This is a genomic window from Vibrio mediterranei (assembly GCF_013364395.1).
Taxonomy (GTDB): Bacteria; Pseudomonadota; Gammaproteobacteria; order Enterobacterales; family Vibrionaceae; genus Vibrio; species Vibrio mediterranei.
On record NZ_JABXGK010000008.1, the window covers coordinates 635,489 to 661,279 of the forward strand.

21 protein-coding genes are annotated in these 25,791 nt (G+C 45.6%); 12 read left to right on the forward strand and 9 right to left on the reverse strand.

All coding sequences use genetic code 11. The features are described 5' to 3' along the window. Positions 1-95 precede the first annotated feature (95 nt). The gene (locus HOP38_RS19915) at positions 96-1,238 is read right to left on the reverse strand and encodes an iron-containing alcohol dehydrogenase (protein ID WP_171389489.1); all 1,143 of its coding nucleotides are present in this window, start codon (positions 1,236-1,238) and stop codon (positions 96-98) included. A 147-nt stretch (positions 1,239-1,385) separates the two neighbouring features. Continuing rightward, positions 1,386-1,991: a hypothetical protein gene (locus tag HOP38_RS19920; protein ID WP_198558783.1), complete on the reverse strand. Its 606-nt coding sequence runs from the start codon at positions 1,989-1,991 to the stop codon at positions 1,386-1,388. Between the two features lie 436 nt (positions 1,992-2,427). Here HOP38_RS19920 and HOP38_RS19925 point away from each other — a divergent pair, with 436 nt between their 5' ends. Next, positions 2,428-4,860 carry a chitinase C-terminal domain-containing protein gene (locus HOP38_RS19925; protein ID WP_124941923.1) on the forward strand — a complete coding sequence of 811 codons (2,433 nt, stop codon included), beginning with the start codon at positions 2,428-2,430 and terminating at the stop codon, positions 4,858-4,860. Positions 4,861-4,928: 68 nt separating this feature from the next. Here HOP38_RS19925 and glgC read toward each other — a convergent pair whose 3' ends face one another. Beyond that, positions 4,929-6,173, reverse strand: coding sequence for a glucose-1-phosphate adenylyltransferase (gene glgC / locus HOP38_RS19930; RefSeq protein WP_286036758.1), 1,245 nt, complete (start codon positions 6,171-6,173; stop codon positions 4,929-4,931). A gap of 274 nt (positions 6,174-6,447) precedes the next feature. Here glgC and HOP38_RS19935 point away from each other — a divergent pair, with 274 nt between their 5' ends. Genes HOP38_RS19935 through HOP38_RS19955 form a run of 5 tightly spaced genes read left to right on the forward strand, consistent with a single transcriptional unit; the run spans position 6,448 to position 11,607 of the window. Then, entirely contained in the window at positions 6,448-7,200 is a 753-nt protein-coding gene (locus tag HOP38_RS19935) for an outer membrane lipoprotein-sorting protein (RefSeq protein WP_038222067.1), read from the forward strand. 33 nt (positions 7,201-7,233) lie between these two features. Beyond that, complete coding sequence (locus HOP38_RS19940) at positions 7,234-8,463, forward strand: ABC transporter permease (protein WP_006070502.1); 1,230 nt, start codon at positions 7,234-7,236, stop codon at positions 8,461-8,463. Further along, complete coding sequence (locus HOP38_RS19945) at positions 8,453-9,688, forward strand: ABC transporter permease (RefSeq protein WP_198558784.1); 1,236 nt, start codon at positions 8,453-8,455, stop codon at positions 9,686-9,688. The genes HOP38_RS19940 and HOP38_RS19945 overlap by 11 nt, the downstream gene beginning before the upstream one ends. A gap of 21 nt (positions 9,689-9,709) precedes the next feature. Beyond that, positions 9,710-10,420 carry an ABC transporter ATP-binding protein gene (locus HOP38_RS19950; protein ID WP_006070500.1) on the forward strand — a complete coding sequence of 237 codons (711 nt, stop codon included), beginning with the start codon at positions 9,710-9,712 and terminating at the stop codon, positions 10,418-10,420. Between the two features lie 53 nt (positions 10,421-10,473). After that, the gene (locus HOP38_RS19955) at positions 10,474-11,607 is read left to right on the forward strand and encodes a hypothetical protein (protein ID WP_242456588.1); all 1,134 of its coding nucleotides are present in this window, start codon (positions 10,474-10,476) and stop codon (positions 11,605-11,607) included. Here HOP38_RS19955 and idi read toward each other — a convergent pair. From idi to HOP38_RS19985, 6 genes are all read right to left on the reverse strand, one after another. Next, the gene (idi, locus tag HOP38_RS19960; RefSeq protein ID WP_031494129.1) at positions 11,604-12,140 is read right to left on the reverse strand and encodes an isopentenyl-diphosphate Delta-isomerase; all 537 of its coding nucleotides are present in this window, start codon (positions 12,138-12,140) and stop codon (positions 11,604-11,606) included. The two genes, HOP38_RS19955 and idi, sit on opposite strands and share 4 nt — an antisense overlap. A 185-nt stretch (positions 12,141-12,325) precedes the next feature. Then, the gene (locus tag HOP38_RS19965) at positions 12,326-12,967 is read right to left on the reverse strand and encodes an START domain-containing protein (protein ID WP_198558786.1); all 642 of its coding nucleotides are present in this window, start codon (positions 12,965-12,967) and stop codon (positions 12,326-12,328) included. 189 nt (positions 12,968-13,156) lie between these two features. Next, on the reverse strand, positions 13,157-14,203 hold the full coding sequence (locus tag HOP38_RS19970) for an ABC transporter permease (RefSeq protein WP_198558787.1): 1,047 nt from the start codon (positions 14,201-14,203) through the stop codon (positions 13,157-13,159). Positions 14,204-14,217: 14 nt separating this feature from the next. Beyond that, positions 14,218-15,243, reverse strand: coding sequence for an ABC transporter permease (locus HOP38_RS19975; protein WP_088878264.1), 1,026 nt, complete (start codon positions 15,241-15,243; stop codon positions 14,218-14,220). After that, entirely contained in the window at positions 15,243-16,751 is a 1,509-nt protein-coding gene (locus HOP38_RS19980) for a sugar ABC transporter ATP-binding protein (RefSeq protein WP_062459278.1), read from the reverse strand. The genes HOP38_RS19975 and HOP38_RS19980 overlap by 1 nt, the downstream gene beginning before the upstream one ends. Before the next feature lie 148 nt (positions 16,752-16,899). Next, positions 16,900-17,925, reverse strand: a complete 1,026-nt coding sequence (locus tag HOP38_RS19985; protein ID WP_198558788.1) for a sugar ABC transporter substrate-binding protein — start codon at positions 17,923-17,925, stop codon at positions 16,900-16,902. A gap of 434 nt (positions 17,926-18,359) precedes the next feature. On the opposite strand from HOP38_RS19985, the gene HOP38_RS19990 reads away from it, so the two are divergent. From HOP38_RS19990 to HOP38_RS20015, 6 genes are all read left to right on the forward strand, one after another. After that, entirely contained in the window at positions 18,360-19,319 is a 960-nt protein-coding gene (locus HOP38_RS19990; protein WP_038226593.1) for a sugar-binding transcriptional regulator, read from the forward strand. Positions 19,320-19,328: 9 nt separating this feature from the next. Then, positions 19,329-20,315, forward strand: a complete 987-nt coding sequence (locus HOP38_RS19995) for an aldo/keto reductase (RefSeq protein ID WP_198558789.1) — start codon at positions 19,329-19,331, stop codon at positions 20,313-20,315. Positions 20,316-20,359: 44 nt separating this feature from the next. Then, the gene (locus HOP38_RS20000; RefSeq protein WP_198558790.1) at positions 20,360-22,132 is read left to right on the forward strand and encodes a glycerol-3-phosphate dehydrogenase/oxidase; all 1,773 of its coding nucleotides are present in this window, start codon (positions 20,360-20,362) and stop codon (positions 22,130-22,132) included. Beyond that, positions 22,116-22,961 (forward strand): class I fructose-bisphosphate aldolase, encoded by an 846-nt coding sequence (locus tag HOP38_RS20005; protein WP_006070489.1) that lies wholly within the window; start codon positions 22,116-22,118, stop codon positions 22,959-22,961. Before HOP38_RS20000 ends, HOP38_RS20005 begins: the two co-directional genes overlap by 17 nt. A 29-nt stretch (positions 22,962-22,990) precedes the next feature. Beyond that, entirely contained in the window at positions 22,991-24,478 is a 1,488-nt protein-coding gene (locus HOP38_RS20010; RefSeq protein WP_006070488.1) for an FGGY-family carbohydrate kinase, read from the forward strand. Positions 24,479-24,627: 149 nt separating this feature from the next. Further along, on the forward strand, positions 24,628-25,785 hold the full coding sequence (locus tag HOP38_RS20015) for an iron-containing alcohol dehydrogenase (RefSeq protein ID WP_006070487.1): 1,158 nt from the start codon (positions 24,628-24,630) through the stop codon (positions 25,783-25,785). The last annotated feature ends 6 nt before the right edge of the window (positions 25,786-25,791 follow it).

Sequence of the window (25,791 nt, forward strand, 5' to 3'; positions counted from 1 at the left end):
GCTGTTCACGGCAAAATAAAAAAGCACCTCGCATTTGGCAGGTGCTTTTTTGATGTTATTGGTATGTGTTTTAATTACGGCATTCTACTGAGAATTTACAGCGCGTTAGTGAGAATTTCTCGGCTGACGTCTAGGGTAATTGCTTGATTTTCACCTAACTTAACATAGCCATTTTGCTCAAGCTTCGCTAAGACTGCTTCTACTGCATCAGACTTGTCACCGCTTACTTCGGATAATTGAGCATCAACATTTAGGCTCGAATAGAAAGCTTCAATAGCACTGATGGTGCGTTCCGCTAGATCATCGCTATCTTCTAATTGGAAGACGTTGCGTCCCATCTGCTCAATTTTCCCACGCTTGAAAGTCATCTGACTGCGTAGCAGTGACGGTTGAATAATCGCCAGTGAGCGAGCGTGATCAACATTCCAAAGAGCGGTCAGTTCGTGGCCGATCATATGAGTAGCCCAGTCTTGAGGCATCCCTGTACCAATTAAGCCGTTAAGTGCTTGGTTAGCTGTCCACATTAAGTTTTCACGCCACGCATCATCGCGTTGCTCAAACTTAGCTCCGAGCTGGAGCAGGTTACGTAGCAGCACTTCAGCATACCCTTCCTGAACCATGTTGCCTGTCTGAGTAGTGATGTATTGCTCGCAAACGTGAACCCATGCATCAACAAGCCCATTAATCAGTTGACGCTCTGGCAATGTCTTCATTGCATCCGGGTCGAGTACTGCGAACTGAGGTCGAACTAGTGGTGTCATGAAGCCCAGCTTTTCATGAGTCGACTTCTTGGTGACAACCGCGCCCATGTTTGACTCGGAACCTGTTGCTGGTAACGTCAGTATTACCCCGATAGGCACAGCTGTTTCAGGTTTATATTGACCAGTAATTAAGTCCCAGCTGTCACCATCGTGTAATGACGCTGCAGCGATGTATTTAGTTCCATCAATAACAGAACCACCACCCACTGCGAGCAAATAATCTACGCCTTCAGATTTAACCAGCTCAATAGCCTTGTCTAAGGTCTCTTTAGTAGGGTTGGCTTCTACGCCTGAGAACTCTAACCATGTGTGATTTTGCAAAGCTTCAACGACTTGATCGTAGACTCCGTTGCTTTTAATGGAGCCGCCGCCATAGATAACGAGTACTTTGGAGGTCGTTGGTATGCTAGAAGAGATCTGTGCAATTTGGCCTTGGCCGAAATGAATCACTGTAGGGTTTACGTAGCTAAATTTCATAGTATTGCCTCACATTCCAATGTAGTAAATGCACCTTAATTATGAAGAGGGCGCATTGCATTTATGCTACTTATGTTTGGGGCAAATAGATCAGGCTTCAAGTGTTAAACCTGATCTATCTGTAATGATGGGCGAATTAATGCGCAGTTAAGAGCAATCAGGGGATAGGCCAGCTATCTCTCGTTCTTGCTGTAGTTCTTTATGGAATGCTTCTAATTGGGTTTGTGCGACGGCTGGATCGTTGATGGATGAACTCATCTTAACGAATTTGCTCACCGCTCGATCAACGCCTTCAGTATTATCACGGTCAAAGTCGATCAGAGCCTGCATAGCGACTCCTGCTTCCTTATAAGATTCTTGAGATGCATTCTCGGCAGCAAGTGCTGAGCGGTATGCATTATCGTGTTGACAGGAAATTAATGCGTTCACCGAAGCATCGATATCGGGACCAAAATCTAACGAGGGCTTAGCGGGTGCAGGTGCTTTCTGCTGTTGTGCTTCTTGTTGTTGGTCTTTGGCATATCCATCTACGGCTCCGGCAGTACCGCCAGCTAGAGCCCCTGCCGTAACATTTCGACTCAATCGGTAGGTGTCTACTTCGCCATCAACGATTAGATCGGTAAGTGCCCCCAACATACCAGCAGAGACCGCACCAACTGCCGCGCCTTCTGCAGCCCCTTGTGTAGTATTGGCGCCACAGCCCAATAGTAAGACAGAAGAAATGGCGACAGCTAATAACGAACGTACTTTCATGATCAATTCCTTGTCATTGATAGTTATTGAGCCAGTATAGGATGGATCTGCAAATTTTTCTCCATTTAATTAGTATGTTAGCGAAGTATTTAACATATTAAACTGACGCAAGATCTATTCATTATTTAATTAACTTCGGTGGTATTGGGAAGAAATATAAAGCTCTGTTATTTAACCTATCGAATCATTATTAATCTGTATTCTTGACGCAAAATAAGCGTCCCGTCATTTCAGTGTAACAGCAATTAATTGCGAGACATTTCTTAAAAACCATCAATAGAATTCTCAATAACGGCTCAAAAGTTACACTTTATTTTTGTCGTATCTAAAGTGTGTTTCTGAGATGTAATTGAATTGTAAATTCACAAAAAAGTCGTAGTCCTTATGATTCATTGCATCATTGTGAAATTTTCTACTAGTTAAGAAAGGATTCGTAATGGAACATACTAGAAAGCTCACACCTACATTGAAGGTAGGTTCTCTAAGCTTATTAGCACTGGTTTGTGCTGCTTCACTATATGGTAATAATGCCCAAGCGAACACATCACAAACTGACTGTCGTCCAGATGGCTTATATCAGACACCAGGCATAACGGTACCTTATTGCACTATTTATGATGCAGAGGGGAGAGAGTTGATGGGGGCAGACCACCCACGTCGAGTAATTGGTTACTTTACGAGTTGGCGTTCAGGGAGTGATCCTCAGGCTGCCTACTTAGTTAAAGATATTCCTTGGGACCAATTAACTCATATCAACTACGCGTTCGTCAGTATAGGCTCAGATGGCAAAGTTAATATTGGTGACGTTAATGATCCGAATAATGTAGCTGTAGGTCAGGAATGGCCTGGTGTGGAAGTTGACCCTGCGCTTGGCTTTAAAGGCCATTTTGGGGCGTTAGCGACAGCGAAAAAGAAACATGGTGTAAAAACCCTGATCTCTATAGGAGGTTGGGCTGAGACCGGTGGTCATTTCGCTACCGACGGTACACGAGTTGCTGACGGTGGTTTCTATACTATGACTACTAATGCTGATGGCTCGATTAATCATCAAGGAATTGAAACCTTTGCTACTTCAGCCGTTGAAATGATGAGAACGTATCAGTTTGATGGTTTGGATATTGACTATGAATATCCTACCTCAATGGCAGGCGCGGGTAACCCAGATGACAAAGCGTTTGCAGAAAGCCGAAGAGCGCATCTTTGGAAGTCTTATGAAGTGTTGATGAAAGTACTGCGTGAGAAACTGGACGCGGTCAGTGCTCAAGATGGTGTGCATTATATGTTGACGATTGCGGCACCTTCCTCAGGCTACTTACTGCGTGGTATGGAAACCATGTCAGTGACCCAATATCTTGATTATGTGAATATTATGTCCTACGACCTCCACGGAGCCTGGAATGACCATGTAGGTCATAACGCAGCCCTTTATGACACAGGTGAAGACTCTGAACTGGCACAATGGAATGTCTATGGAACAGCAGCTTATGGTGGCATCGGGTACTTAAACACTGATTGGGCTTATCATTATTTCCGTGGTTCCATGCCTGCTGGTCGAATCAACATTGGTGTTCCGTACTATACCCGAGGATGGCAAAACGTTTCTGGTGGCAACAACGGCCTATGGGGACGTGCACCACTTCCGAATCAATCTGAATGCCCAGCGGGAACGGGAGAAGGAGAGAAAAACAACTGTGGATACGGTGCTTTAGGTATCGACAATATGTGGCATGATAAGGACGTTAACGGCAATGAAATGGGCGCAGGTTCTAACCCTATGTGGCATGCGAAGAACTTAGAAAAGGGTATCTGGGGCTCCTATGCACAAGCCTATGGTTTAGATCCTGTAAACGACCCAAGCGATAAGTTTGTAGGAACCTACACTCGTAACTATGACAGCGTTGCCGTCGCACCTTGGTTGTGGAATGCAGAAAAGAACGTTTTCCTTTCTACTGAAGATGTAGAATCTATTGATGTAAAAGCGCAATACGTTATTGATAAAGAAATTGGTGGCATCATGTTTTGGGAACTTGCGGGTGACTACAACTGTTATGTACTAGACGCTAATGGTAATCGTGGAGCGGTTGATCTTACGGAACAAGCATGTGCAACTGGTAATGGTGAATATCATATGGGTAATAGCATGACCAAAGCCATGTACGACAAATTCTTGAGTGCTAGCCCGTATGGCAATAAAGTTGCTACGGGGGCGATACCAACTGAGGCTGTTGATATTGCTGTTTCTATCGATGGTTTCAAAGTAGGTGACCAAAATTACCCAATCAATCCTAAAATCACTTTCACCAACAATACAGGCACCGACATTCCAGGTGGCACTGAGTTTCAATTTGATATTCCAGTATCGGCACCGGACAACGCTAAAGACCAGTCTGGCGGTGGACTAAAAGTTATCGCTTCTGGTCATACTAGAGCGAATAATATCGGTGGTCTAGACGGACCAATGCATCGCGTCGCCTTTACGCTACCAAGCTGGAAGAGTTTAGCTGCTGGGGCGAGCTATGAACTGGATATGGTGTACTACCTACCTATCTCAGGTCCTGCTAATTATGCAGTCAATGTTAATGGTGTCGACTATGCATTTAAGTTCGAACAGCCTGATCTTCCTCTTGCTGACTTGAACGCTGGTGGTGGGAATAATGGCGGTGGCGATGGAGGTGGTAACTCTGGAACGTGTAATACCACCGGAGTAAATGCTTATCCAAATTTCCCTCAAACGGACTGGAAAGGTGACCCTAGCCACGCGAGTGGTGGTGATAAAATGAGTCACAACGGAGTGGTTTACAAAGCGAAATGGTGGACGAACTCGGTGCCAGGAAGTGACGGTAGTTGGGAACAAGTCTGCGTTATCTAATAGATAGCAACTAAACAACAAAGCCGCCAAGTTATATTGGCGGCTTTTGTAATTTATGTCATAGAGTTTTAGTCTACAAATACATAGCCTTCCGGTACAACAACAATACCTTTCTCTGAGATATGAAAACGCTCCGCGTCTTGTGATGGGTTTAGGCCAATCACTGTACCGGCAGGAATGACAACGTGCTTGTCGACAATACAGTTTGCTAATTGACAGTTTTCACCGACGGTAACCTCTCCAAACAAAATACTGTCAGCAATTGTCGCACCATCATTGATTCTTACGTTGGATGACAGAATGGAGTGGTGGACTGAACCACCAGAATTGACCACACCGTTGGCGATAATCGAGTTAATAAATATGCCTTCGTTCCCAGTCGCAGAAGGGACAGTGCGTGCTGGAGGCAACTGAGGTTCATATGTTCGTATTCCCCAGTTTTCTTGATATAAATTCATTGGTGGAACAGGCTCTAGTAAGTCCATATTCGCCTCATAGAACGAATCAATAGTGCCGACATCTCGCCAGTAGCAATCTCGTGCCACGCGGCCTTTATCTTGGCCGAAGTTGTAAGCATAAACACCTTGTGAGTCTATCAACTTAGGAATGATATCCTTTCCGAAATCGTGACTTGAACTATCGAGTTCAGCGTCATCTTCTAGAGCTTGCTGAAGTGTTTCCATATCAAATACATAGATGCCCATAGAGACAAGGGAACGACGAGGGTCTGTCGGCATGGCCGCTGGATCTGCTGGCTTTTCAGCAAATGCCGTTACTTGCAACTCAGCATTGGTCGCCATTACTCCAAACGCACTGGCTTCATCTCGAGGTACGTCCATACAAGCAACCGTAAGTTTAGCGCCAGTTTGTTTGTGCTCTTCAACCATAGCAGCGTAATCCATACGATAGATATGGTCGCCTGACAACACAACTACGTGCTTAGCGTCACTTCGTGAGAGGAGCCACATGTTGTGATAAATAGCATCGGCAGTGCCTTCATACCATTTGCCGCCTTTTCTCATTTGCGGTGGTACGACGGTAATAAATTCTTTTAGTTCAGGATTGAAGATCGACCAACCGTCTCGGATATGTTTATGTAAGGAGTGAGACTTGTATTGGGTGAGAACCAGAATTTGCCGTAGTCCAGAATGCAAACAGTTGGTTAGCGTAAAGTCGATAATTCGGTATTTGCCACCGAAGGGTACGGCAGGTTTAGCGCGGTCATCGGTTAGAGGGCTTAACCGTGAACCCATGCCTCCTGCGAGAACAATCGTAAGGACATCTTGCATCGTCTTCTCCCTGAATGTGTGCAATTTTTATGGGGGTCTATTAATCCTTACAAGATCTACGCCATACCGTAACTTACTGATTATTCAAAGCTATGGAGTTCCTTAAATAGAGTTTTGCACCATTTTAGTGATGTCTATTCGAAAATTGCACCCGAATAGCAGCAGTGATATCGCATTGACTCAATATGGTGCAAATTGCAGAATATTAACTTCGATAGTTATGGAAATGTCATGTGTCACAAATATATATTTAAAGAATTGATATAGTCTTCCAAACCGATAAGAACAGGTGTTCTCAATGAGATTTATATTGCGCGCTATTGCTGCCTTACTACTACTGTTTTCCCTACCGAGCCTGGCATTAAGCCCATCGGATATCGTCATCAAATCTGACCAATCTATGAGAGGCGACTCAAGCTATACCGAACTGACCATGCGTATTATCAGGCCTGATTGGACGAGAACAATGAGTATGAAGAGTTGGACCAAAGGGCAAGATCTTTCCCTTGTTTTGGTTACAGCACCTGCAAAAGATAAAGGCTCTGCCTCGCTAAAACGTCAACGGGAAATGTGGAACTGGTTACCGAATATTGAGAGGGTGGTAAAGATTGCGCCATCTATGTTGGGACAGTCATGGATGGGATCGGACTTTACCAATGATGACCTCATAAACCAGTCTTCTATTGTGGTTGATTACACACATGAGTTAGTAAAAGAAGAGAGTTTCGATGGTGAGCAAACTTGGGTCATTGACGCTTATGCTAAGCCGGATGCGCCAGTAGTTTGGAGTAAGGTAAGACTGTGGATTTCAAAAGAGACTTTCTTACAACGTAAAGCGGAGTTCTATGACGAGTTTGATGAGAAGGTAAATACAATGCAAACCTTTGATATCAAGGAATTAGGTGGACGTAAAGTGGCAACACGTATGGAGATGATTCCAGCTGACAAACCCGGACAGAAGACAGAAATGATCACTCATCAAGCACAGTTTAATTTTGCTATTGAAGACAGCTTCTTCTCTCAAAGCCAAATGAAAGCGTTACGCGACTAGCGCCTACATGAAAACAAGGAGTGAGCGTTCATCATGTTATTAAAACTGGCTTGGCGAAATCTGTGGCGACAAAAACGCCGAACCTTGCTAACCGCATCGGCGTTGGCATTAGCCCTTTTTTTGTCTCTGTTAACTCGTAGCTTTCAAGAAGGAAGCTACAACGCCAACATAGATAACGCGGCACGCTTTTATACCGGTCTCATTCAATTACAGCACCCAGAATATGCCGAAAGCAATAGTATCGATGATGTGATATCGGGTGACCTGGAGCAGTTTCCTTATCTAAAGAACATGAACAGTGTTAGCTATATTTTGCCGAGACTTGAGTCTGTAGCATTGGCTGCGGCCGATGACCGCTCTAAGGGTGTGTTGGTTTTGGGCGTGGATCCGGAGGCAGAAGATCGCTATTCACATATTAGTAGTAAAGTCAGTTCTGGGAATTTTATCGATTCTGACAGTAACGGTGTTTTATTGGGTGAAGGACTAGCCTCGTACTTAAAACTGAACGTAGGTGATGAAATAATACTCTACGGGCAAGGTTACAGAGGACACACTGCTGCGGGGCTTTACACTGTAAATGGATTGCTTCATTTCCCAGTGAAAGCACTGGATAACCAAATGGTTTATATGCCGATCAAGCTTACACAAGAGCTATACAGTACTGGTGATCAAGTCACTTCTTGGGTATTGCACACCGACTCCCTTGATGACGTTGCAACTGTCGAAACAAAGCTTAAAGATCATTATCAGGATCAATTGAAAGTTAGGGATTGGCAAGACCTATCCCCTGAAATGGCGCAACAAATTGCCTTGGATCGTGCAGGTGGAATTTTCTTAATTTACATCTTATATGGCATTGTTGGTTTTGGTTTGTTTGCGACTGTCATGATGATGACACTGGAACGGCAGCGAGAGTTTGGCGTTATGCTTGCAACGGGCATGGTACGACGTCAACTACTGGGGTTGTTATTCATTGAATCGGCGTTCATTTGTCTTTTAGGTATTGTTATCGGTACGCTATTGACCATGCCAGTTCTAGGTTATTTCTTCTTAAATCCTATCGAGATAACAGGTGATGCTGCTCAAATGATGCTTGAAGCCGGCTTCGAGCCGATTCTTCCGGTTCACCTCGATCTTTCGTTATTTATGACCCAAGCCGTGGCTGTCACGTTCATCTTATTATTGTGTCTAGTCTACCCAAGTTGGCGTCTCTATCGTCTCAATCTGGTTTCTGCGCTAAAAGGGGGAGCACATGCTCATTAAATTGGCGTGGCGTAATCTATGGCGCAACAAAATTCGCACCGGGATCATGGCGGGCGCTATGGTATTCGGACTGGTGGGGGTGGTTGCCATGATGGGATTCATGAATGGTATGACTGACAACATGGTCCATAATGCTATTGCTTGGCAAACCAGTCATTTACAGATCCATAATCAAAGGTTCGATGAGAATCCTGATATTAAAGACACCGTAATTGGTGATAAGCAAATTGAAGCTGTACTTGAGGCAAACTCGAATATCAATCAGTGGGTATCTAGGTTCGTTGTGGATGGCATGATGGCATCAGCTCGCAGCACCCGTGGTGTAACGGTATTGGGCATAGACTCGGCCAATGAACTTGACTTTACACCAATTGCGGAACGTCTCGTTGATGGGGAGTGGCTTGATGAAAAAGGTCGCAATCCGATATTAGTGTCGGCCAAAAATGCGCAGCGTCTAAAGCTTCGAGTGGGCTCTAAGGTGGTGATTACGTTTACCGACCCTGAAGGAGAGGTAACGGGAGCCGCATTCCGAGTTCGCGGTATCTTTAAAACGCCATCATCTGCTTACGATGATGGTCACGTCTTAGTCCGAAAGTCTGACATCCAATCTCTGGCAAAACTTAATGGAGTTCATGAGTATGCCGTCCAAGTAACCGCAAAGGCCAACGCTAACAGTGAGGAGCAAGTACGACATGTTGTCTCAGACCTGCAGTCGCTCATTCCAAGTGGTAACGTGGTACAAGGTTGGTATCAATTGCAACCGCTATTGGCAACCATGATTAATACGATGAAAATCAGTAATCAAGTGATGTTGACGGTTTTTGTTGTGGCGATGGCGTTTGGTATCGTCAATATCATGTTGATGTCGGTTTTTGAACGTACTCAAGAATTTGGCGTTTTAATGGCCGTGGGAATGCAAAAGCACAAAATTTTTATGTTGGTGATGCTAGAAACTGTGTTACTAGGTAGCTTAGGTGCCATTCTAGGTATTGTATTTAGCAAAGCACTTATTGCTATTTTAGGTCACACGGGGTTGTCACTTGGCTCTATGGCGCAAGGGTTAGGTGCTTATGGTGTAGATACGTTACTGTTCCCTACGGTCTCCAATGAACAATACATGATGGTATTTGTTACCGTGTTTATCGCCTCTATAGTGGCTGCGCTCTATCCTGCACGACTAATCCTTAAACAGAAGCCCGTTGAAGCCATGTCTGATAAGAAATAATCAAAAGGTAAGTGAATTGAGATGACCATAGAGATTAAGCAGCTTAATAAAATCTATAACCCAAAAAGTGAATTTCCGGTGCATGCGGTTCAAGACTTATCTTTGACGATTGAGCAGGGAGAGTTTGTCGCCATTATGGGACCTTCGGGATCAGGAAAAACTACTATCCTCAATATGTTAGGGGGCATTGATACCCCTACATCTGGAGAAGTATGGATTGAGGAAAGCAACATTTGTCAGCTATCTGAGAAACAACTCATTGCATTTCGCCGTGACAACATCGGGTTTATCTTCCAGGACTATAGTTTATTACCTGTCCTGACTGCTCAAGAGAATGTCGAGTTTGTCATGCAACTACAAGGCGTAGCAGAGAAGCAGTGTCAGCAGCGTGCGAGTGAGTTATTGGCCCAAGTGGGGCTTGAAAATCAGAAAGATAAACGGCCACCAAAAATGTCTGGGGGACAACAGCAACGTGTAGCCGTCGCACGTGCTCTAGCGCCAAGACCACGATTTGTGATGGCGGACGAACCGACAGCCAACCTAGACGCCAAAAGTACCGCAGAACTGCTAGATATTATGCAACATCTGAACGAAGTGGAGGGAACGACATTTATATTTTCCACCCATGATCCTCGAGTGATAAAAAGGGCAAAGCGCGTCATTGTGTTTGAAGATGGCAAACTGGCGTCCGACAAACTGCAAACTGAGCTTACCACGGAGCTCGAACACTAGTTATGTGGAAAAAGTTAGTCACCACCATTTTTATCGTTGGCGCAGCTGTCTATATGGTAGAAGTGAAAGCGGAGATACCGGGGTTACAGCCAGAGAAGAACTGGGACCTAACTGGTTATGTGAAATACATGGCGACAGGGGGTATTCCAGATCACGGAGAGAATACTTTAGATCACCTTATACATCAGCGATTTAACTACGAGTATCGCTTCTCTTCCTCATTTCGTTTTAATGCAGGCATGCGCAATAGAGTACTCGCTGGCGATAGCTTAAGTGCGCCTTACTATTCAGAGATTATTGCGGCAGATAATGGATATTTTGACCTATCAAGAAACCTGGTCGATAACGACAACATGATCATCAACAGTCAGTTTGACCGTTTGTATTTTGATTGGAAAGGGGATGACTGGAGCTCAAGAATAGGACGTTATCGAGTCAATTGGGCGATGAACACCATTTGGAATCCTAACGATTTGTATAACTCGTACTCGATATACGACTTTGACTATGAAGAAAGACCAGGAACCGATGCGATATCGCTCAGCCGCAAACTTGGATTCGCGAGTAGTATAGACCTTGTCTACAGTCCCAACAAAGACAGCAATTTACAGAGATATTCTGCTCGCTATCTGTTTAATCACAACGGTTGGGACATGCAGGTTCTTGCTGGACGCTCAGGTTTGGATTACGTTGTAGGTGGTGGTTTTGCCGGTGATATTAATGGCGCTGGCTTTAGAGGGGAGCTGACATGGTTTGACCCATGGAAGTCTGAGTATCAAGGTCAATCTTACGAAAAGACCATCGTATCAAGTATTGAGACTGACTATAGTTTTGGTGGAAGACGCAATTGGATAGGGCGAGCATCGGTACTTTATATTAGTGAACCACAACAAGCGATTGATGCGGCGGTATATTTAACTTTACCTCTCACCGCGAGAACTCTGAGCTTCACTAAATTCACGAGCTACGCCGATTTAGGTTTCGACATTACACCATTGTCGCGAATTACCATGTCTGGTAGTTACTATCAAGATGGCTCTTTTTTCGTTGGTTTATCGAACAGCTATTCATTGTCTGACGACTGGCAATTGCTTACCGTATTACAGCGTTTTGATGGCAGTTCTGGAAGCTTGTTTGGAGCAACCCCTTCAACACTGCTGTTTGCCAACATCAAATGGTCGTTCTAATTACTTAGATGATGAGTCGTTTTCTCTAGAACTAACCGAAACCATGCACTGAAGGTTGCTGGCTCCGCCTTCATCGTTTGCTCGATATCAGACTGCTGCCACCATTCACACAGTTCTGCTTCGTCTGCATTAAGGTTGAACTCGACCTTGTTCGATTCAGCAATAACCACGTGATCAAGTTCATTCTCAGTTAAACCATTGCTGAATTTAGCACAATAACTAACGGTACCAATATCGATGAGTTCGAGTGGGGTCGTTATGCCAAGCTCTTCGACAAGACGACGTTGTGAAGCCGAGATAATCTCTTCATCTGGACGTGGATGTGAACAGCAGGTATTACTCCACAATCCACCACTGTGATATTTATTGATCGCGCGTTTCTGAAGTAAGAACTCAAGTTGGCCAGCGTTATAACGATAAATAAGCACTGAAAAAGCCAGGTGTTTAAGGCCTAAACGGTGGGCTTCCAGCTTCTCTTCGGTACCGATTGGTTTCCCAAACTTATCGACGACAACAACCAGTTCACAACTCATATTCTATCTCACGCTTGCTTAATGACCGCTTTGAACACTGCGGTTTTCTCTTATTTCACTGCGCCAACCAGCGAGGGCGCGCATCATAGCACAAAAGACCCTGTGATGGAGAGTGGAGGGGAGATTAATTCACAACATTGATACTAAAGATGAAGAGAGATGGATCATTAATATATTGATTGGGCTCATTCTTTCAGATGTGGATGAGAGTAGCGTTGGTACCTCGGTAACTGATTTCTTAGATTATTGAACGTCGCTCTAGCACTTTGGGTAGAGAGCTTATTCATCAACCAGTCGGGTAGTATTCCACCAGGGTCTGCATAGGCTTTGTATTCGATAAGTGTCGTACCGTTGGTCAGCTTTTGTAGATTCCAACTCGCATCGACAGAAGTAATTCGAATATAACCCTCTTGTTTCGGTAATGAGGATTCAGGCGCATCGTTAATTTCGATAGTGAAACCATAATCGTCGACCCAATACCTCGAGTAGGTAACCATATCGCGGTCTCTCGCTGGCCAAGGCGCTTTAAACTGGGTATAAACGATGTTTTCGTTGATTGATATTTGCCTTAACACTCGGCTATGGCTGGCGTTATCTATCCAGTTGGGGACGTTTTCACTATCTTCTAATAAGGTTAAGAAGGCGCTATAAGTTGTTGGTGTAAACATTTGCGCTCGGATTTCGACTAAGCCATCGGTATGTTCTCGAGTGTAGATAGTGATTCCGTCATTATCACTGTCAAATTGCCAATAGCTATTTTCTTCAGCGCTTAATGAGCCTGTCAGCAGTATCGTCGAGAACAGTAAAGTGATGCGTAAAACGTCCATGTTTCACCTGTTGAATGTCGATTTCTTGCATTAAGCATATACAATTTTATTCGAAAAATCAGGGTAGTAGACATTTTAAGTAAAAGAATGGAAGTAGAAGTAGATAGATAGAAGTAGGGAAAGGCTTTCCAAATAGTAAGAGCCAACAGGGCTAGGTGCACGTGTTGGCTCTTTAGGTTGTAATGAATATTAACCTTCGTTACGTTTTCGGCTTACCAAGTGATTTGACGCCGCCGCTGCTAATAGCGCACCTCCAATTACCAAAGTTTGGTAGTATGCAGGTACGAGAGTGAGCATCCCAACCGTTAAGGTCATGATAATCAACGCACCAACAAACGAACGCAATACTTTACCTTCACCACCACTAAATGCTGTACCACCAATTAACACCACAAGAATCGCGGTTAACTCCATACCGTCACCCGACAGCGGGTCACCAAGCGACATAAAGCTCGAGCGAGCAATACCCGCAAGCGCAGCTGTTGCACCGACAATAGCGTAGAGCGTGAAGACGACTAGCCCAGTCTTAATCCCCGATAATTTAGCCGCCGTTGGGTTACCACCCGTCGCTGCTGCGTACTTACCTAGTAAAGAGCGGTTCTGTAGGATGATGAGCAGAGCCGTAACCCCCACCGCTACCCAAAACGCCATTGGCAAACCAAGTAAAACCGCATCGCGACCATAGTCGTTAAACCATGCTGGCATTTTTAGATCGCCCATGGACTTGATGGCTGACACGCCATCTTCAACGAGAAGCAGTGCGATACCTTTATACAAACTCAAGGTAATCAAGGTGGCTATTACAGGGGTGATATTAAACTTCACCACTAACAAGCCGTTGAAAGCGCCCAGCAATACACCACAAAACACGGTTATGGAGAAAGCCGCCCACATTGGAACACCATTGATGGCGAGGAGGGCATATATGACCGCAGTAAGTCCCATGGTGCTACCAACGGATAAGTCGATGTAGCCCGACACCATTAGCAAGGTAAATGCGCCAGCTAGCACCAACAGTGGGGCGGAGACACGTAAAATGTTGATGACGTTTTTCTTATAAAGAAAGTTTCCGCGTTCAAACAGTGCGTATTGATCTAAGTTGACGCTACTTAGAAAAACTACAATCGCTGCCAAAACAAAGTAGATGTAGTAGTTACGGAAAAACTCGGCCACTTGTCCGCCCAGTGCAGGTGACGGGGCAGGTGATGAATTGAGTGATTTGGTTGAATCGGACATAACGTTTCCCCTCTTTATTTGTTTCTAAGGGACAGTGCCCAAGTTTGAGCAGTAATCGCTAAGAAAACGGCGACCGCTTTGAGTATGAATTGCCAATCCGGTGAGAGGGTTAACCCAGTTGCCGCCGAGGTTACCACCGCCAAGATAATGGCACCAAAGAACATGCCAATGACAGAACCGAAGCCGCCAGCAATGGCAATACCGCCAAGTAGCGCAATAACCAAAGCGTCAAACTCCATCAGTAAACCTCGATTAGAAAAACCAGACTTAAATTCAGAGGAGAGCAGGATGCCAACAATGCCGGCCACTAGCGCACTAAATAGATACAAGTAAGTAATGTGTTTGGAATTATCGATACCTGACAGCTTCGCAGCTTCAGGGTTGGCGCCAATCCAATAGGTGATGCGGCCAAACACGGTTTTACGCTCAATAAAAATGGCGACGAAAAATAGAATGAGCATAAACAGCACTGGGAACTGCATTGAGGTGCCAAACACTTTCAAATTGCCGAGCAAGCCAAACTCCTCGGGCAAATTGGTGTTACGTTGCGAGCCTTGAGTAATCACCTGAGCGATACCTCTCGCCACCATCATAGTACCCAGCGTGACGATGATTGATGGGATGCGAAACTTCACGACGAACAGAGCGTTTAGACCACCGATAGCCAGTGCACCCATTAAAGCGCCGACCACGGCTAACCAATAAGGTAAGCCTAAACCTGTGGACAGAGCAGAACCGCCACCTATGGCTTGAGCAAACCAAACCGACAGCACGCCTGAAAGCGCAACAATACCGCCAACGGATAGGTCAAAGTTGCCTGAAATCAACAAGAAAGATACGCCCACGCCAAGAGAAATTACTGCCCAGTTATTGGTAATCAGGTTAAGCATGTTTTGAACTTGGAAAAAGTTCGGGACAAACGCTGACGCAACAAGAAAGAGTCCGATAGCGACAAATGCCACCAACAAGGTGATGTACATTTGGTCGCTCACCCTTCGATACTCGACTGGCGAGTGATTAGGCTTTACTGACGTGTTCATTATACTGCCTCCTCAAGGCCACCCGTAGCGGCATTTAAAATAAAGTTAGTGTCGACGTTCGGTCCATTCTTGATTTCAGACACTAGTGAACCGTCATAAAGTAAGAAGATTCGGTCACAAACACCCAAGATCTCTTCGAGTTCTGTAGAAAACACCGCGACTGAGTTGCCTTCGTTGGCGAGGCTTTTCACCAAGTCATAGATCTCTTTTTTTGCTCCTACATCGACGCCGCGAGTGGGTTCATCGAGTAGAAGAAGTTTTGCCTGTGAGAACAGACATTTAGCGATAACCACTTTTTGCTGATTACCACCGGAGAGTTTCTCTGTGTGCTTTTCTATTGAGCTGGTGGCAATAGAGAGCTTATCGACGTAATCGATCGCCGCATTCAGCTCATCATTTTCTCTGAATACCCCGAAGTCAGACATTCTTGGTAGATTCATCACTGGGATATTTTCTCGAATGGTTAAATTGGTAAATAAGCCTTGAGTACGACGCTCTTCAGGAACGAGGGCAATACCTGCTGCAATGGCTTCACGTGGCGAATTACCCACATCTTTGCCATTAAGGCGAATTGTGCCAGAGACTTTGTCGGCACCGAAGATCGCACGTGCAATCTCGGTTTTTCCAGCGCCAACCAAACCATAAAACCCAACAATCTCGCCTTTTTTGATATCAAACGAGACATCTTTGAGGCGGTGGTTATTAAGGCGCTGCGCCGCCAGGAACACTTCATCGGTAATGGCGTCGCGCGGGGAATAATCGTGCATGATGCTTCGACCAATCATCATATCGATAAGCTCTGCGCGGCCATCGACTTCAGACATGGGTTTGGTTGCGATGTGTTTGCCATCGCGCATGACGGTGACGCGGTCGCCTAGGGTCAAAATCTCATCCAGTTTGTGAGAGATATAAATAACCGTCACGCTTTGTTCTTGCAGCCTACGAATAACGGTAAAAAGTCTTTCGACTTCTCTTTCCGACAACGCAGCTGTTGGCTCATCCATAATGATGACGTTCGCGCCAGATGAAGCGGCACGGGCAATTTCAATAATCTGCTTTTGAGCGACACCTAGGGTCGAGACGCGAGCATATGGGTCGATAGACGGCTCGATGGTCGCTAAGGTCTCGATTACGCGATCCTCTAGATCTGATTTAATTAAAAAGCCGAATCGGCTCTGTTCCATACCCAGAGTTAAGTTTTCAAGTACAGTCAATTCATCAACGACGTGTAGCTCTTGGAATAAAGTGGCGATTCCCGATTCACGTGCTGACTGAGTGCCAGTAGGTCGGTAATCCTTACCGTTCACTTTCATTGCGCCTTGAGTAGGCTGAATAGCACCGGTGATCATTTTTACCAATGTGGATTTTCCTGCGCCGTTCTCGCCAATCAAGCAGTGAACGGTACTTCGTTCAATTGCAAAGCTCACATCGTTAACTGCCCGAACACCGGGGTAGTCTTTAATCAGCCCTTCAATTGATAATACAGGTGTTGAATTGTGACTATTCAAGATGATCTCTCCTTCAGTGGTTGCACCTTCGATACTGCTAGGCCACAGATGACATGACAGATGAAGCGAGTTTTTCCTTAACACTGAGATTTTGAATAAATGAGTAACATATAAGGTCGGCGGTCTAGCCGCCGACCTTAAGCCTAGGTTAGTTGCTGAACTGAGCGTCTAGCCATTGCTCTGCATCAGGTTTTGGCATTGACCAGTAAGAGATGGTGTAAGCCTTGTAGAAGAACTCTTCTGCTTGATCTTTTGTCGGAGCGACTTTTTTGTTGATTACGTCCATAACCAAGTCGATACGACCACGTGCTGTCTCAATCGGTGGAAGACCCATAGAGACTTTTAGGCTTGATTCAGGGTCATAGATTTGACCAAATTCGACCGAGTCAAAGTCAACACTGGCGACGATCTCTGTCACCGGTTTGCCATCTTTGAACTTGCCGCGACCTAGCTGGTTAAGACCTGCCATTGTGCCAACGGTTAGGTTAGAGGCTTCGGAATAAATTAAGTTAACTTCTGGCTGTTGAGTAAGAAGGTCAACGATGATCTGTTTCGCAGCTTCTTGGCCGCCGCTAGCATCAAGAGCGCCTAAGTTTTTCGCTGTTGGATCAACCGAAAGCACACCTTCTGCAAATGGGTTAGTTCGACCAGAACTTACCTCGGTATGGTTTGGCCAACCGAGTTGAACCATGACGATTGGCTTGTCAGGATTCGCTTCTCTCCATGCTTTTGCCATTTGTGCGCCCATATCGAAAGAAACGGTCGCTTCATCACTTCGAGCCGTTGGAATGCCGGTATCAGTGATTGGGCTAAAGAAAGACGTCATAGCGATGTTCTCTTCTAATGCTTCTTCAACACCTGGTGTCGCTGCTTCGCCATCCCATATATGAAGTGAGGCACCATCAAATGCACCTGCTGCTACTTGGTCAACGTTTTGCGTCATTACCGCTGAATCGGCTTTACCATCGAAGATAACCACTTCAGCACCGTACTTCTCTTTTGCGTAGCGCTTTGCTTCCGTCGCTTGAGATTGGTGGAATACATTAGACAAATCAGAAACGAAAAACGCGATTCGTTCGTTTGCATGTGTTGTGGCAGCTAGGCTTGAAGCGACAATAATACTCGTAGCGATAAGTCCTTTATTAAATATCTTTTTCAAAGTCACTGACTTCATAATTTTCTCCATTTTTATTTGCTATTCACTCGTCGTCTTTGGAGCAACATCTGCTTCGCCTCTATAAAACAGCTTGGTTCTTATTAAGCCAAAAGCAGCACAACACGTTGTTCTCGATGATGTGAATTATCTTTCAGACAGGTGAAATATATTTCACGTGTTAAAAGGTAGTGAACAAAATGTAGCCGGTCAATGCTATATCGATACAATACGTATCACTTTGGTCATTATTTGTGATCTAACGCACTTAAATGGTCAAAACGATACGATTGGTATCATTTTAACTTGTAAAAGTCTTTTTCTATGATTACTTTTTACTCAGGTGAAATAAATTTCACACCTTGTTAACCAAGATTGCCAAGATAAAAAGCTATTGAGTGTTAACGAAATGTGAGGCCTATATAAAGGCAGAAAGCAGTAATAAAGGTAGAGATATGACGATGAACGAACGTGACGACATATTGAGACAGACAGCAAAGATCTTAACGTTGCGATACATGGAAAATCGCAGCCAGTCGGATATTGCTAAGCAGCTTGGGTTGTCCACAGCGAAAGTGAATCGTGTCATTAAGCAAGCGCATGATGATGGTCTAGTTGAGATTACCTTAAAGCTTCCACAAGAAAGAACGCATACATTAGAACAACGCTTGTTGGAAAAATTTGGCTTGAAAACTGCGGTGATTCAGCCAAGTCTCAGCCAGGATGACGAAGTCGTTACTCGCCAAGTAGCACAGGCAGCAGGTGAACTACTTATAGAAACCATCAAGCCAGACAGCATTATTTGCATCAGTGCGGGTAAAACCATGGCGCAGATTGTTGAGCAGCTAAAACCCATGCACTTTCCGAATGTGAGAGTGGTTCCGGCTACAGGGGGTATTCAGGGGCACCACTTCACAGATGTGAACTACCTAGCAAGCAAATTGGCAGAAAAGCTGGGTGGAACAAGTACCCAACTCCACGCGCCGCTTTTTGTAGATACCGACGAACAGCGCAACATCTTGATGGAGATGCGTAGCATTAAAGATGTTCTCGACTTGGCTCGAAACGCAGATATTGCCTTGGTGGGTATTGGTTCCGTCGCCAGTGAAAGTGACAGCTACTATGACCTGCGCTCGTTAAGTGGCCATGAAACTGAAACGCTGATCAGCGCCCAATGTAAAGGGGAAGTACTGGCCCATCTTTATGATGCACAAGGCGATAAATGTGCGGAACACATCAACCAAAAACTTGTCGGCCTCAATCTTCAAGAACTCGATAGCATCGAACACAGTTTCGGTGTAGCAGCAACTCGCTCTAAAGTGTCCGCCATGTTAGCGGCATTGAGAGGCGGATTGATCAACGGGTTAGTCTCGGACGAAGACACGGTCGCCAGTGTATTAGAACAAGCAGAATAGGGAATCAACATGCAAACTAGAGAAATCGGAAATTCAGGTATTCAAGCATCAGTCATCGGTCTTGGCACGTGGGCAATGGGTGGTTGGATGTGGGGTGGAACAGATGAGAAAGCCTCCATTGATGCCATTCATGCTTCTTTAGATCACGGCGTGTCTTTAATTGATACCGCTCCAGCGTATGGACTTGGTGTGTCTGAAGAAATAGTGGGCAAGGCAATCAAAGGACGCCGCGACAAGGTAGTACTGGCAACCAAATGTGGTTTGGTTTGGCATACCAACAAAGGTAATCACTTTTTTGATGAGAATGGTAAGCCCGTGCATCGTTATCTTGGCGCAGATGCTATCCAACATGAGGTGGAGCAAAGCTTGAAACGTCTGCAAACGGATTATCTCGATCTCTACATTACCCACTGGCAAGACCCAACTACGCCGATTGCTGAAACCATGGAAGCATTATTGGCGCTAAAGAAAGCCGGTAAGATCCGCGCAATCGGGATCAGCAACGCTAATCAAGCGGAGTTGGAACAGTATCAACAAACAGGCGTTGTGGACGCGGTGCAAGAGAAATATAACCTCATCGAGCGTCAGTTAGAGCAAACCTTGTTGCCGTCAACCATCAAAACTAATGTCGCGTGTCTTAGCTACTCTTCACTTGCCATGGGGTTGCTGAGCGGAAAAATCACCCCTGAACGTGTTTTCACTGGCGATGACCAGCGCATCACTGATCCTATGTTTACTATCGAAAACCGCCGTTGGGTACAAAAGTTCTGTCAGTCCATTGAGCCGATTGCTCGCCAGAAAAATATAAGTGTTGCACAGCTAGTGATTGCCGCAACACTGCAACAGCCAGGCATCACTTATGCCCTTTGTGGTGCACGAAATGCAGCTCAAGCAATAGAAAATGCCGCAGCAGGAAGTGTGGTGCTATCTCAGGAAGAGGTGAAGTTTATTGATGCAAAATCCCATGAGTTTTTTGGCGAGTTGGAATTGGCGTAACGACGCATCGTAAGGAAAGCGGAAAACAGTGGCAGGGAGCAACAATGAATAACAACTCAACCGCCTTTAGGCGATTAAAAGAGAATAGTAACTTTGACGTCGTGGTCATTGGCGGAGGAATCAATGGTATTAGCGTTTTTCGAGAACTGGCATTACAAGGTGTGAAGGTCTTGCTAGTCGAGAAAGATGACTTTTGTTCTAAGGCCAGTGCTGCACCATCTCGCATGATACATGGCGGACTTCGCTATCTAGAAAATGGTGAGTTTCAATTGGTGAAAGAAGCACTCTATGAGCGAAATCGCCTACTTGATAACGCGCCTCATTTTGTTGCTCCTTTAGAAACCACCATTCCTATTTTCTCTACTTGGTCGGGTATGTTTGACGGCCTGTTTAAGTTCTTAGGATTGAAAGACAAGCCTTCACAGCGTGGCTCTGTGGTCATCAAAATAGGGCTGAGTCTTTACGATTGGTTCACCAAGCGTGATCAATTGATGCCAAATCACCAGATGCACTCATCTCGCTCAACCCAAAAACGTTGGCCTATGATGGGGGGGAAAGTGAAGAGCAGTGCCACATACTTTGACGCTTGGATTAGCTCACCTGAACGCCTCGCCTTGGAATTGATTCAAGAAGGGGTAGAAGCGGGTGGCGTTGCACTCAATTACACCATGGTCTCTGGGTTAGAGCAGAGGCAGCTGACTATTTCTAACCACGAGGTTGCGGAGTCCATCCAAGTTAAAACGCATCACGTGGTCAACGCGACAGGTGCTTGGGTCGACACGACCAATGGATTACTGACTGCACCTAGCCAGTATATGCAGGGGACAAAAGGGTCACATATCATCGTCGATAACGCAGATCTGCTGGCTGAGCTGGATGGCAATATGCTGTTTTATGAAAACAGCGAAGGACGAGTTTGTATATTGTTCCCGTATTTCGGAAAAGTATTGATCGGCTCGACGGATATTCCCGTGAGCGACCCTGAATCGGTGCGTTGTACTGACGAAGAAATTGATTACATTATCGAATCACTTAGAGGCGTGCTACCAAACTTGGATATCAGTCGTGAGCAGATCGTCTATCAGTTCTGTGGTGTGAGACCACTTCCGTCAGTCAATACCTCGACCACAGGGCAAATCCCCCGCAGTCATTCATTGAAACAAGACAAGATTGGCGACACTCTTATCTATTCGCTTATCGGAGGCAAGTGGACAACGTTCCGTGCCTTTGGTGAGGAAGTGGCAGATGAACTTTTAGCATCGTTTGGTAAAACGCGAGTTTGCGATACCAAACAAAGAGCAATAGGTGGTGGTAAGGGTTACCCTGTCACTGATTCATCAAAAGCGACTTACTTAGCCTCATTAAGTGAGCGTCATCCGCAATATTCACAACGCCAAATGGAAACTTGGTTTCAGCGCTACGGCACGGCCTGTGAATCACTGCTTGGTGCACTTCAAGGAACACAAGATAAAGCGCTGTCGTCACTCGATGACTACACCCAAGGCGAGCTCAAGTTCATTCTGGAACGTGAGTATGTATCGACAACGTTGGATGTGCTGCTTCGCCGTACCTCGATAGCGATTGAAGGCAAGTTAACTGAGGAAAGCTTCGAGGAGATTTCCAATTTGGTCGCTGACCACTTTTCTTGGAGTCAAAGCGAGCGCGATAAAGATAGAGCTCAATCAAAGCAAGTGTTGCTGGATTTCCATGGCGTTGAATTGGACGCCTTACCAAAAGTTTCAAAACCCACATTACAACCTACCGTTACGGAAAATGAACAACTATTAGATGGAGAAGAGTATGTATTTAACCAGTAAAGTCAGGATGAATCGCCTATTTAAGCAAGGGCGTTGTTTGGATGTGGCTATCGACCACGGCGTGTGCAACGAGCCTTCATTTTTAGATGGGCTAGAAAACATGTCTTCAGTGGTAAAACAACTAGTGGATGCCAAGCCAGATGCGATTCAGATGAATGCGGGTCAAGCTGACTTATTGCAAACTGTCGATGGTAAAGACAAACCTGCACTGGTCATGCGAATCGATTTGGGTAACCCATATAACGCAGAGCGTCACCGCCACATGTGGGCATTACTACAAAATGCGGAGCAGCCTCTTATTCAAGCCCTTCAAATGGATGCGGCATGCGTTGTAGTGAACCTATTCATGCTGCCTGATGAACCTGACTTGTTTAAGCAATGTGTTGCCAACATAAGTAAGGTCAAAGCTGAGTGTGAGAAATACGGTATGCCACTGATGATCGAACCCTTGGTGATGCAGCCTAACAGCCAAGGACAGGCTTATATGGTCGATGGTGACAGCGAAAAGATTGTCACCTTGGTGCGTATGGCACGTGAACTAGGTGCTGACATTATTAAGGCCGATCCAACCAGCCAAGCAGAAGACTTCCATAAAGTGGTTGAGGCGGCAAGGTGCCCGGTATTGGTTCGTGGCGGTGGACGTGAAGACATTGAATCTGTGTTTAGCAAAGCGCGAGCACTGCTCGATCAGGGTGCGCTTGGCATGGTGTATGGACGCAACATTTATCAACACCCAAATCCAAGCCGCGTTGTCGATGCTTTGATGGCGATGATTCACAACGGTGCGTCTACCTCAGAAGCAATGAACATCTACATTGGCGATAAATAGCAGATACAGAACTAAAGCAAGGAGGGGATATGAAGTCATATGCGATAGGAATTGATTGTGGTAACACGGCGATCAAAGCGGCATTGTTCGATGAGCATGGCTGCGAGATAGGTGCTGTAGCCAATAATTATCCGACTCATATCCCTCAACCAGACCACACCGAAGCGGACTTAAACCAATGTTGGTCGCTATGCGCAGAGGTGATCGCTAAGTTGATTGAGCAAACCGGTGTGGACAGCAGTCAAATTATCGCGCTAGGAACCAGCGGTCATGGGAATGGACTATATCTGCTTGATACTGAACTAAAGCCATTACTTGGTATTAAGTCTCTGGATAATCGTGCTGCCAGCGAAGTCACCTTGCTACAGGCATCTAAGGGATTCACAGACCTCAAAAAGCGTAATCGACAAGGCGTGTGGTCATCTCAAACAGCAGTGTTACTTACGTGGCTACAGAAGCACCAGCCAGAAACGTTTCAAAAAACCGGTCAGGTGCTGTTTTGCAAAGACTATGTGAACTACTGCCTTACAGGGCAGTGCGCGACAGAATGGGGAGATATCACTGCATCGGGTTTGTTCGATTTTGAAACCGACTCAGTGTCTCTTGAGCTTCTAAATCACTACCAGTTGGCAGAGATTAGCACCAAGTTGCCGCCGATTTATGAAAGTAATCAAGTGATAGGAACAGTCACTGAAGACGCTGCACGTATAACAAAGCTTAAAGCGGGGACGCCTGTCATTGCGGGTCTGTTCGATGTAGTGGCATGCGCCTATGGTTCACAAGCCAGTGCGTTAGCTGATACCTCGGTCGTCGCTGGCACATGGAATATCAATCAGGTAGTGACTGATGAGCTGCCGCCTGAAGAGGTATTTATGGCGTGCAAATTTGCTGAGAATCGATACTTAGCCATAGAGTCCAGCACCTGCTCAGCATCCAATCTAGAGTGGCTGGTGGAGCGATTCTTCTCTGAGCGAAGAGAACGTGAAGCAAGCGTTGGCAATAATATTTTCGAACAGTTTAATCGTCAATTGGAAGATGTCGAATTAATGCCAACGTTACCCATGTTCCATCCGTACCTCTACGGATCGACCGGGCAAGATAGCCAATCGGCCAATCTGTTTGGTTTGAAGGGTTGGCATCAGGACATTCACGTGGTCTACGCCTTTTATGAGGGTATCGTATTTGCTCACCTTGAGCATATCCAAAGACTGCGATCGGCAGGGTATGACGTGGATCGAATTGCCATTAGCGGTGGCGCTTCTCGAAGTGAATATTGGTGTCAGTTGTTTGCAGACATATTGGGCGTCACGGTGACGTCGACAAATTGTAACGAGGTCGGGGCAAAAGGTGTGGCGCAACTGGCGATGAGTACCGTTACTGAAAGTCAGACTGAGCGACTAAGCCCTCAGCCGCAGCCCGACAAGCGTTATGTGCCTAATACTAAGCGCTCGGAGTTCTTTGCGACTCGATATAGTAAGTACTGTCTTCTGAGAGATGCATTACGTTCATTGGGTTGATTGAACCTTGATTATCTCAAGCGACAGGTCTAGCTAGTTAGCGACTAACAAGGCTTTACCACAGCAAAGTTGTGGGGACTTGTTACGTCCTGAATAAATTAATTTAAATAATGATACGAAATGTATCGATATAAATTGTGAGGTGAATTATGAGTCAATCTATTGTTTTGCCAAAGCTTTTAGAGGTAGGCGAAGGCGCAACAGCGCGAGCGGGAGAGATAGCTATCCAACTGGGTTGTCGCCGAGTCATGATTGTATCTGACCCAGTGATGAAAACCTTAGGCCAGGTCGACCAGCTAAAGTCCTTCGTGAATCAAGCTGGTGTTGAGGCGGATGTTTTCACGGATACCGTTCCAGAACCAACAGAGGCGTCGATACTTCCAGCGGTAAATAAGGTGATTGATGGGCATTATGATGGCGTCATCGCGCTAGGCGGTGGCAGTGTGATTGATAGTGCTAAAGCGATTGCTTTGCTTGCGGAGCACCAAGGTCGAATTCGAGATTACAGTGTACCTAATATCGTGACATCGCCAATTATGCCGTTGATTGCGATTCCAACGACGGCGGGAACGGGCTCGGAGGTCACCAAAGTGACCATTATTACCGACGAAACCAACGACGAAAAGCTGCTTTGTATGGGACCAGGTCTTATTCCATCAGCCGCCATCATTGATTTTACTTTAACAATGACGGCTCCGGAGCGCATCACAGCGGATACCGGAATTGATGCGTTAACTCACGCCATTGAAGCCTATGTCAGTGGAAAGTCGGGTCTGTTTACTGATCAGCAAGCGCTATTGGCGATGAAACTTATCGCGCCAAATCTGCGTGAAGCCGTCAATAATCCCGACAATAAAGATGCCAAAGAGCAAATGATGCTCGGCGCGACGCTCGCAGGCATTGCGTTTTCTAACGCATCTGTTGCCTTGGTCCATGGCATGAGCCGCCCAATTGGCGCGCACTTTCATGTGCCTCACGGTATGAGCAACGCCATGTTATTGCCGACGGTAACGGAATATTCGATTCCAGCGGCTAAAACTCGTTATGCCGAGTGTGCAAGAGCAATGGGAGTGGTTGATGTGAGTACTAATGACGACGATGCAGTCGCCGCACTACTGCTGGAACTTAAGCAGATCAATCAGGATTTAAGCGTGCCTTCCATGAGCGATTTTGGCATTGATAAACAGGCGTTTTGGTCAAATCTCGACATCATGTCTGAGCAAGCTCTGGCTTCTGGATCGCCTAACAACAATCCTCGAATTCCGAACAAAGAAGAAGTGATCGAGCTGTATAAAGCCGCTTGGTAGCGCCTG

Coding starts and splice junctions, on each gene's coding strand:
- HOP38_RS19915 (WP_171389489.1), bottom strand. CDS start 1,238: ATGAAATTTAGCTACGTAAACCCTACAGTGATTCATTTCGGCCAAGGC.
- HOP38_RS19920 (WP_198558783.1), bottom strand. CDS start 1,991: ATGAAAGTACGTTCGTTATTAGCTGTCGCCATTTCTTCTGTCTTACTA.
- HOP38_RS19925 (WP_124941923.1), top strand. CDS start 2,428: ATGGAACATACTAGAAAGCTCACACCTACATTGAAGGTAGGTTCTCTA.
- HOP38_RS19935 (WP_038222067.1), top strand. CDS start 6,448: ATGAGATTTATATTGCGCGCTATTGCTGCCTTACTACTACTGTTTTCC.
- HOP38_RS19940 (WP_006070502.1), top strand. CDS start 7,234: ATGTTATTAAAACTGGCTTGGCGAAATCTGTGGCGACAAAAACGCCGA.
- HOP38_RS19945 (WP_198558784.1), top strand. CDS start 8,453: ATGCTCATTAAATTGGCGTGGCGTAATCTATGGCGCAACAAAATTCGC.
- HOP38_RS19950 (WP_006070500.1), top strand. CDS start 9,710: ATGACCATAGAGATTAAGCAGCTTAATAAAATCTATAACCCAAAAAGT.
- HOP38_RS19955 (WP_242456588.1), top strand. CDS start 10,474: ATGGTAGAAGTGAAAGCGGAGATACCGGGGTTACAGCCAGAGAAGAAC.
- idi (WP_031494129.1), bottom strand. CDS start 12,140: ATGAGTTGTGAACTGGTTGTTGTCGTCGATAAGTTTGGGAAACCAATC.
- HOP38_RS19965 (WP_198558786.1), bottom strand. CDS start 12,967: ATGGACGTTTTACGCATCACTTTACTGTTCTCGACGATACTGCTGACA.
- HOP38_RS19970 (WP_198558787.1), bottom strand. CDS start 14,203: ATGTCCGATTCAACCAAATCACTCAATTCATCACCTGCCCCGTCACCT.
- HOP38_RS19975 (WP_088878264.1), bottom strand. CDS start 15,243: ATGAACACGTCAGTAAAGCCTAATCACTCGCCAGTCGAGTATCGAAGG.
- HOP38_RS19985 (WP_198558788.1), bottom strand. CDS start 17,925: ATGAAGTCAGTGACTTTGAAAAAGATATTTAATAAAGGACTTATCGCT.
- HOP38_RS19990 (WP_038226593.1), top strand. CDS start 18,360: ATGACGATGAACGAACGTGACGACATATTGAGACAGACAGCAAAGATC.
- HOP38_RS19995 (WP_198558789.1), top strand. CDS start 19,329: ATGCAAACTAGAGAAATCGGAAATTCAGGTATTCAAGCATCAGTCATC.
- HOP38_RS20000 (WP_198558790.1), top strand. CDS start 20,360: ATGAATAACAACTCAACCGCCTTTAGGCGATTAAAAGAGAATAGTAAC.
- HOP38_RS20005 (WP_006070489.1), top strand. CDS start 22,116: ATGTATTTAACCAGTAAAGTCAGGATGAATCGCCTATTTAAGCAAGGG.
- HOP38_RS20010 (WP_006070488.1), top strand. CDS start 22,991: ATGAAGTCATATGCGATAGGAATTGATTGTGGTAACACGGCGATCAAA.
- HOP38_RS20015 (WP_006070487.1), top strand. CDS start 24,628: ATGAGTCAATCTATTGTTTTGCCAAAGCTTTTAGAGGTAGGCGAAGGC.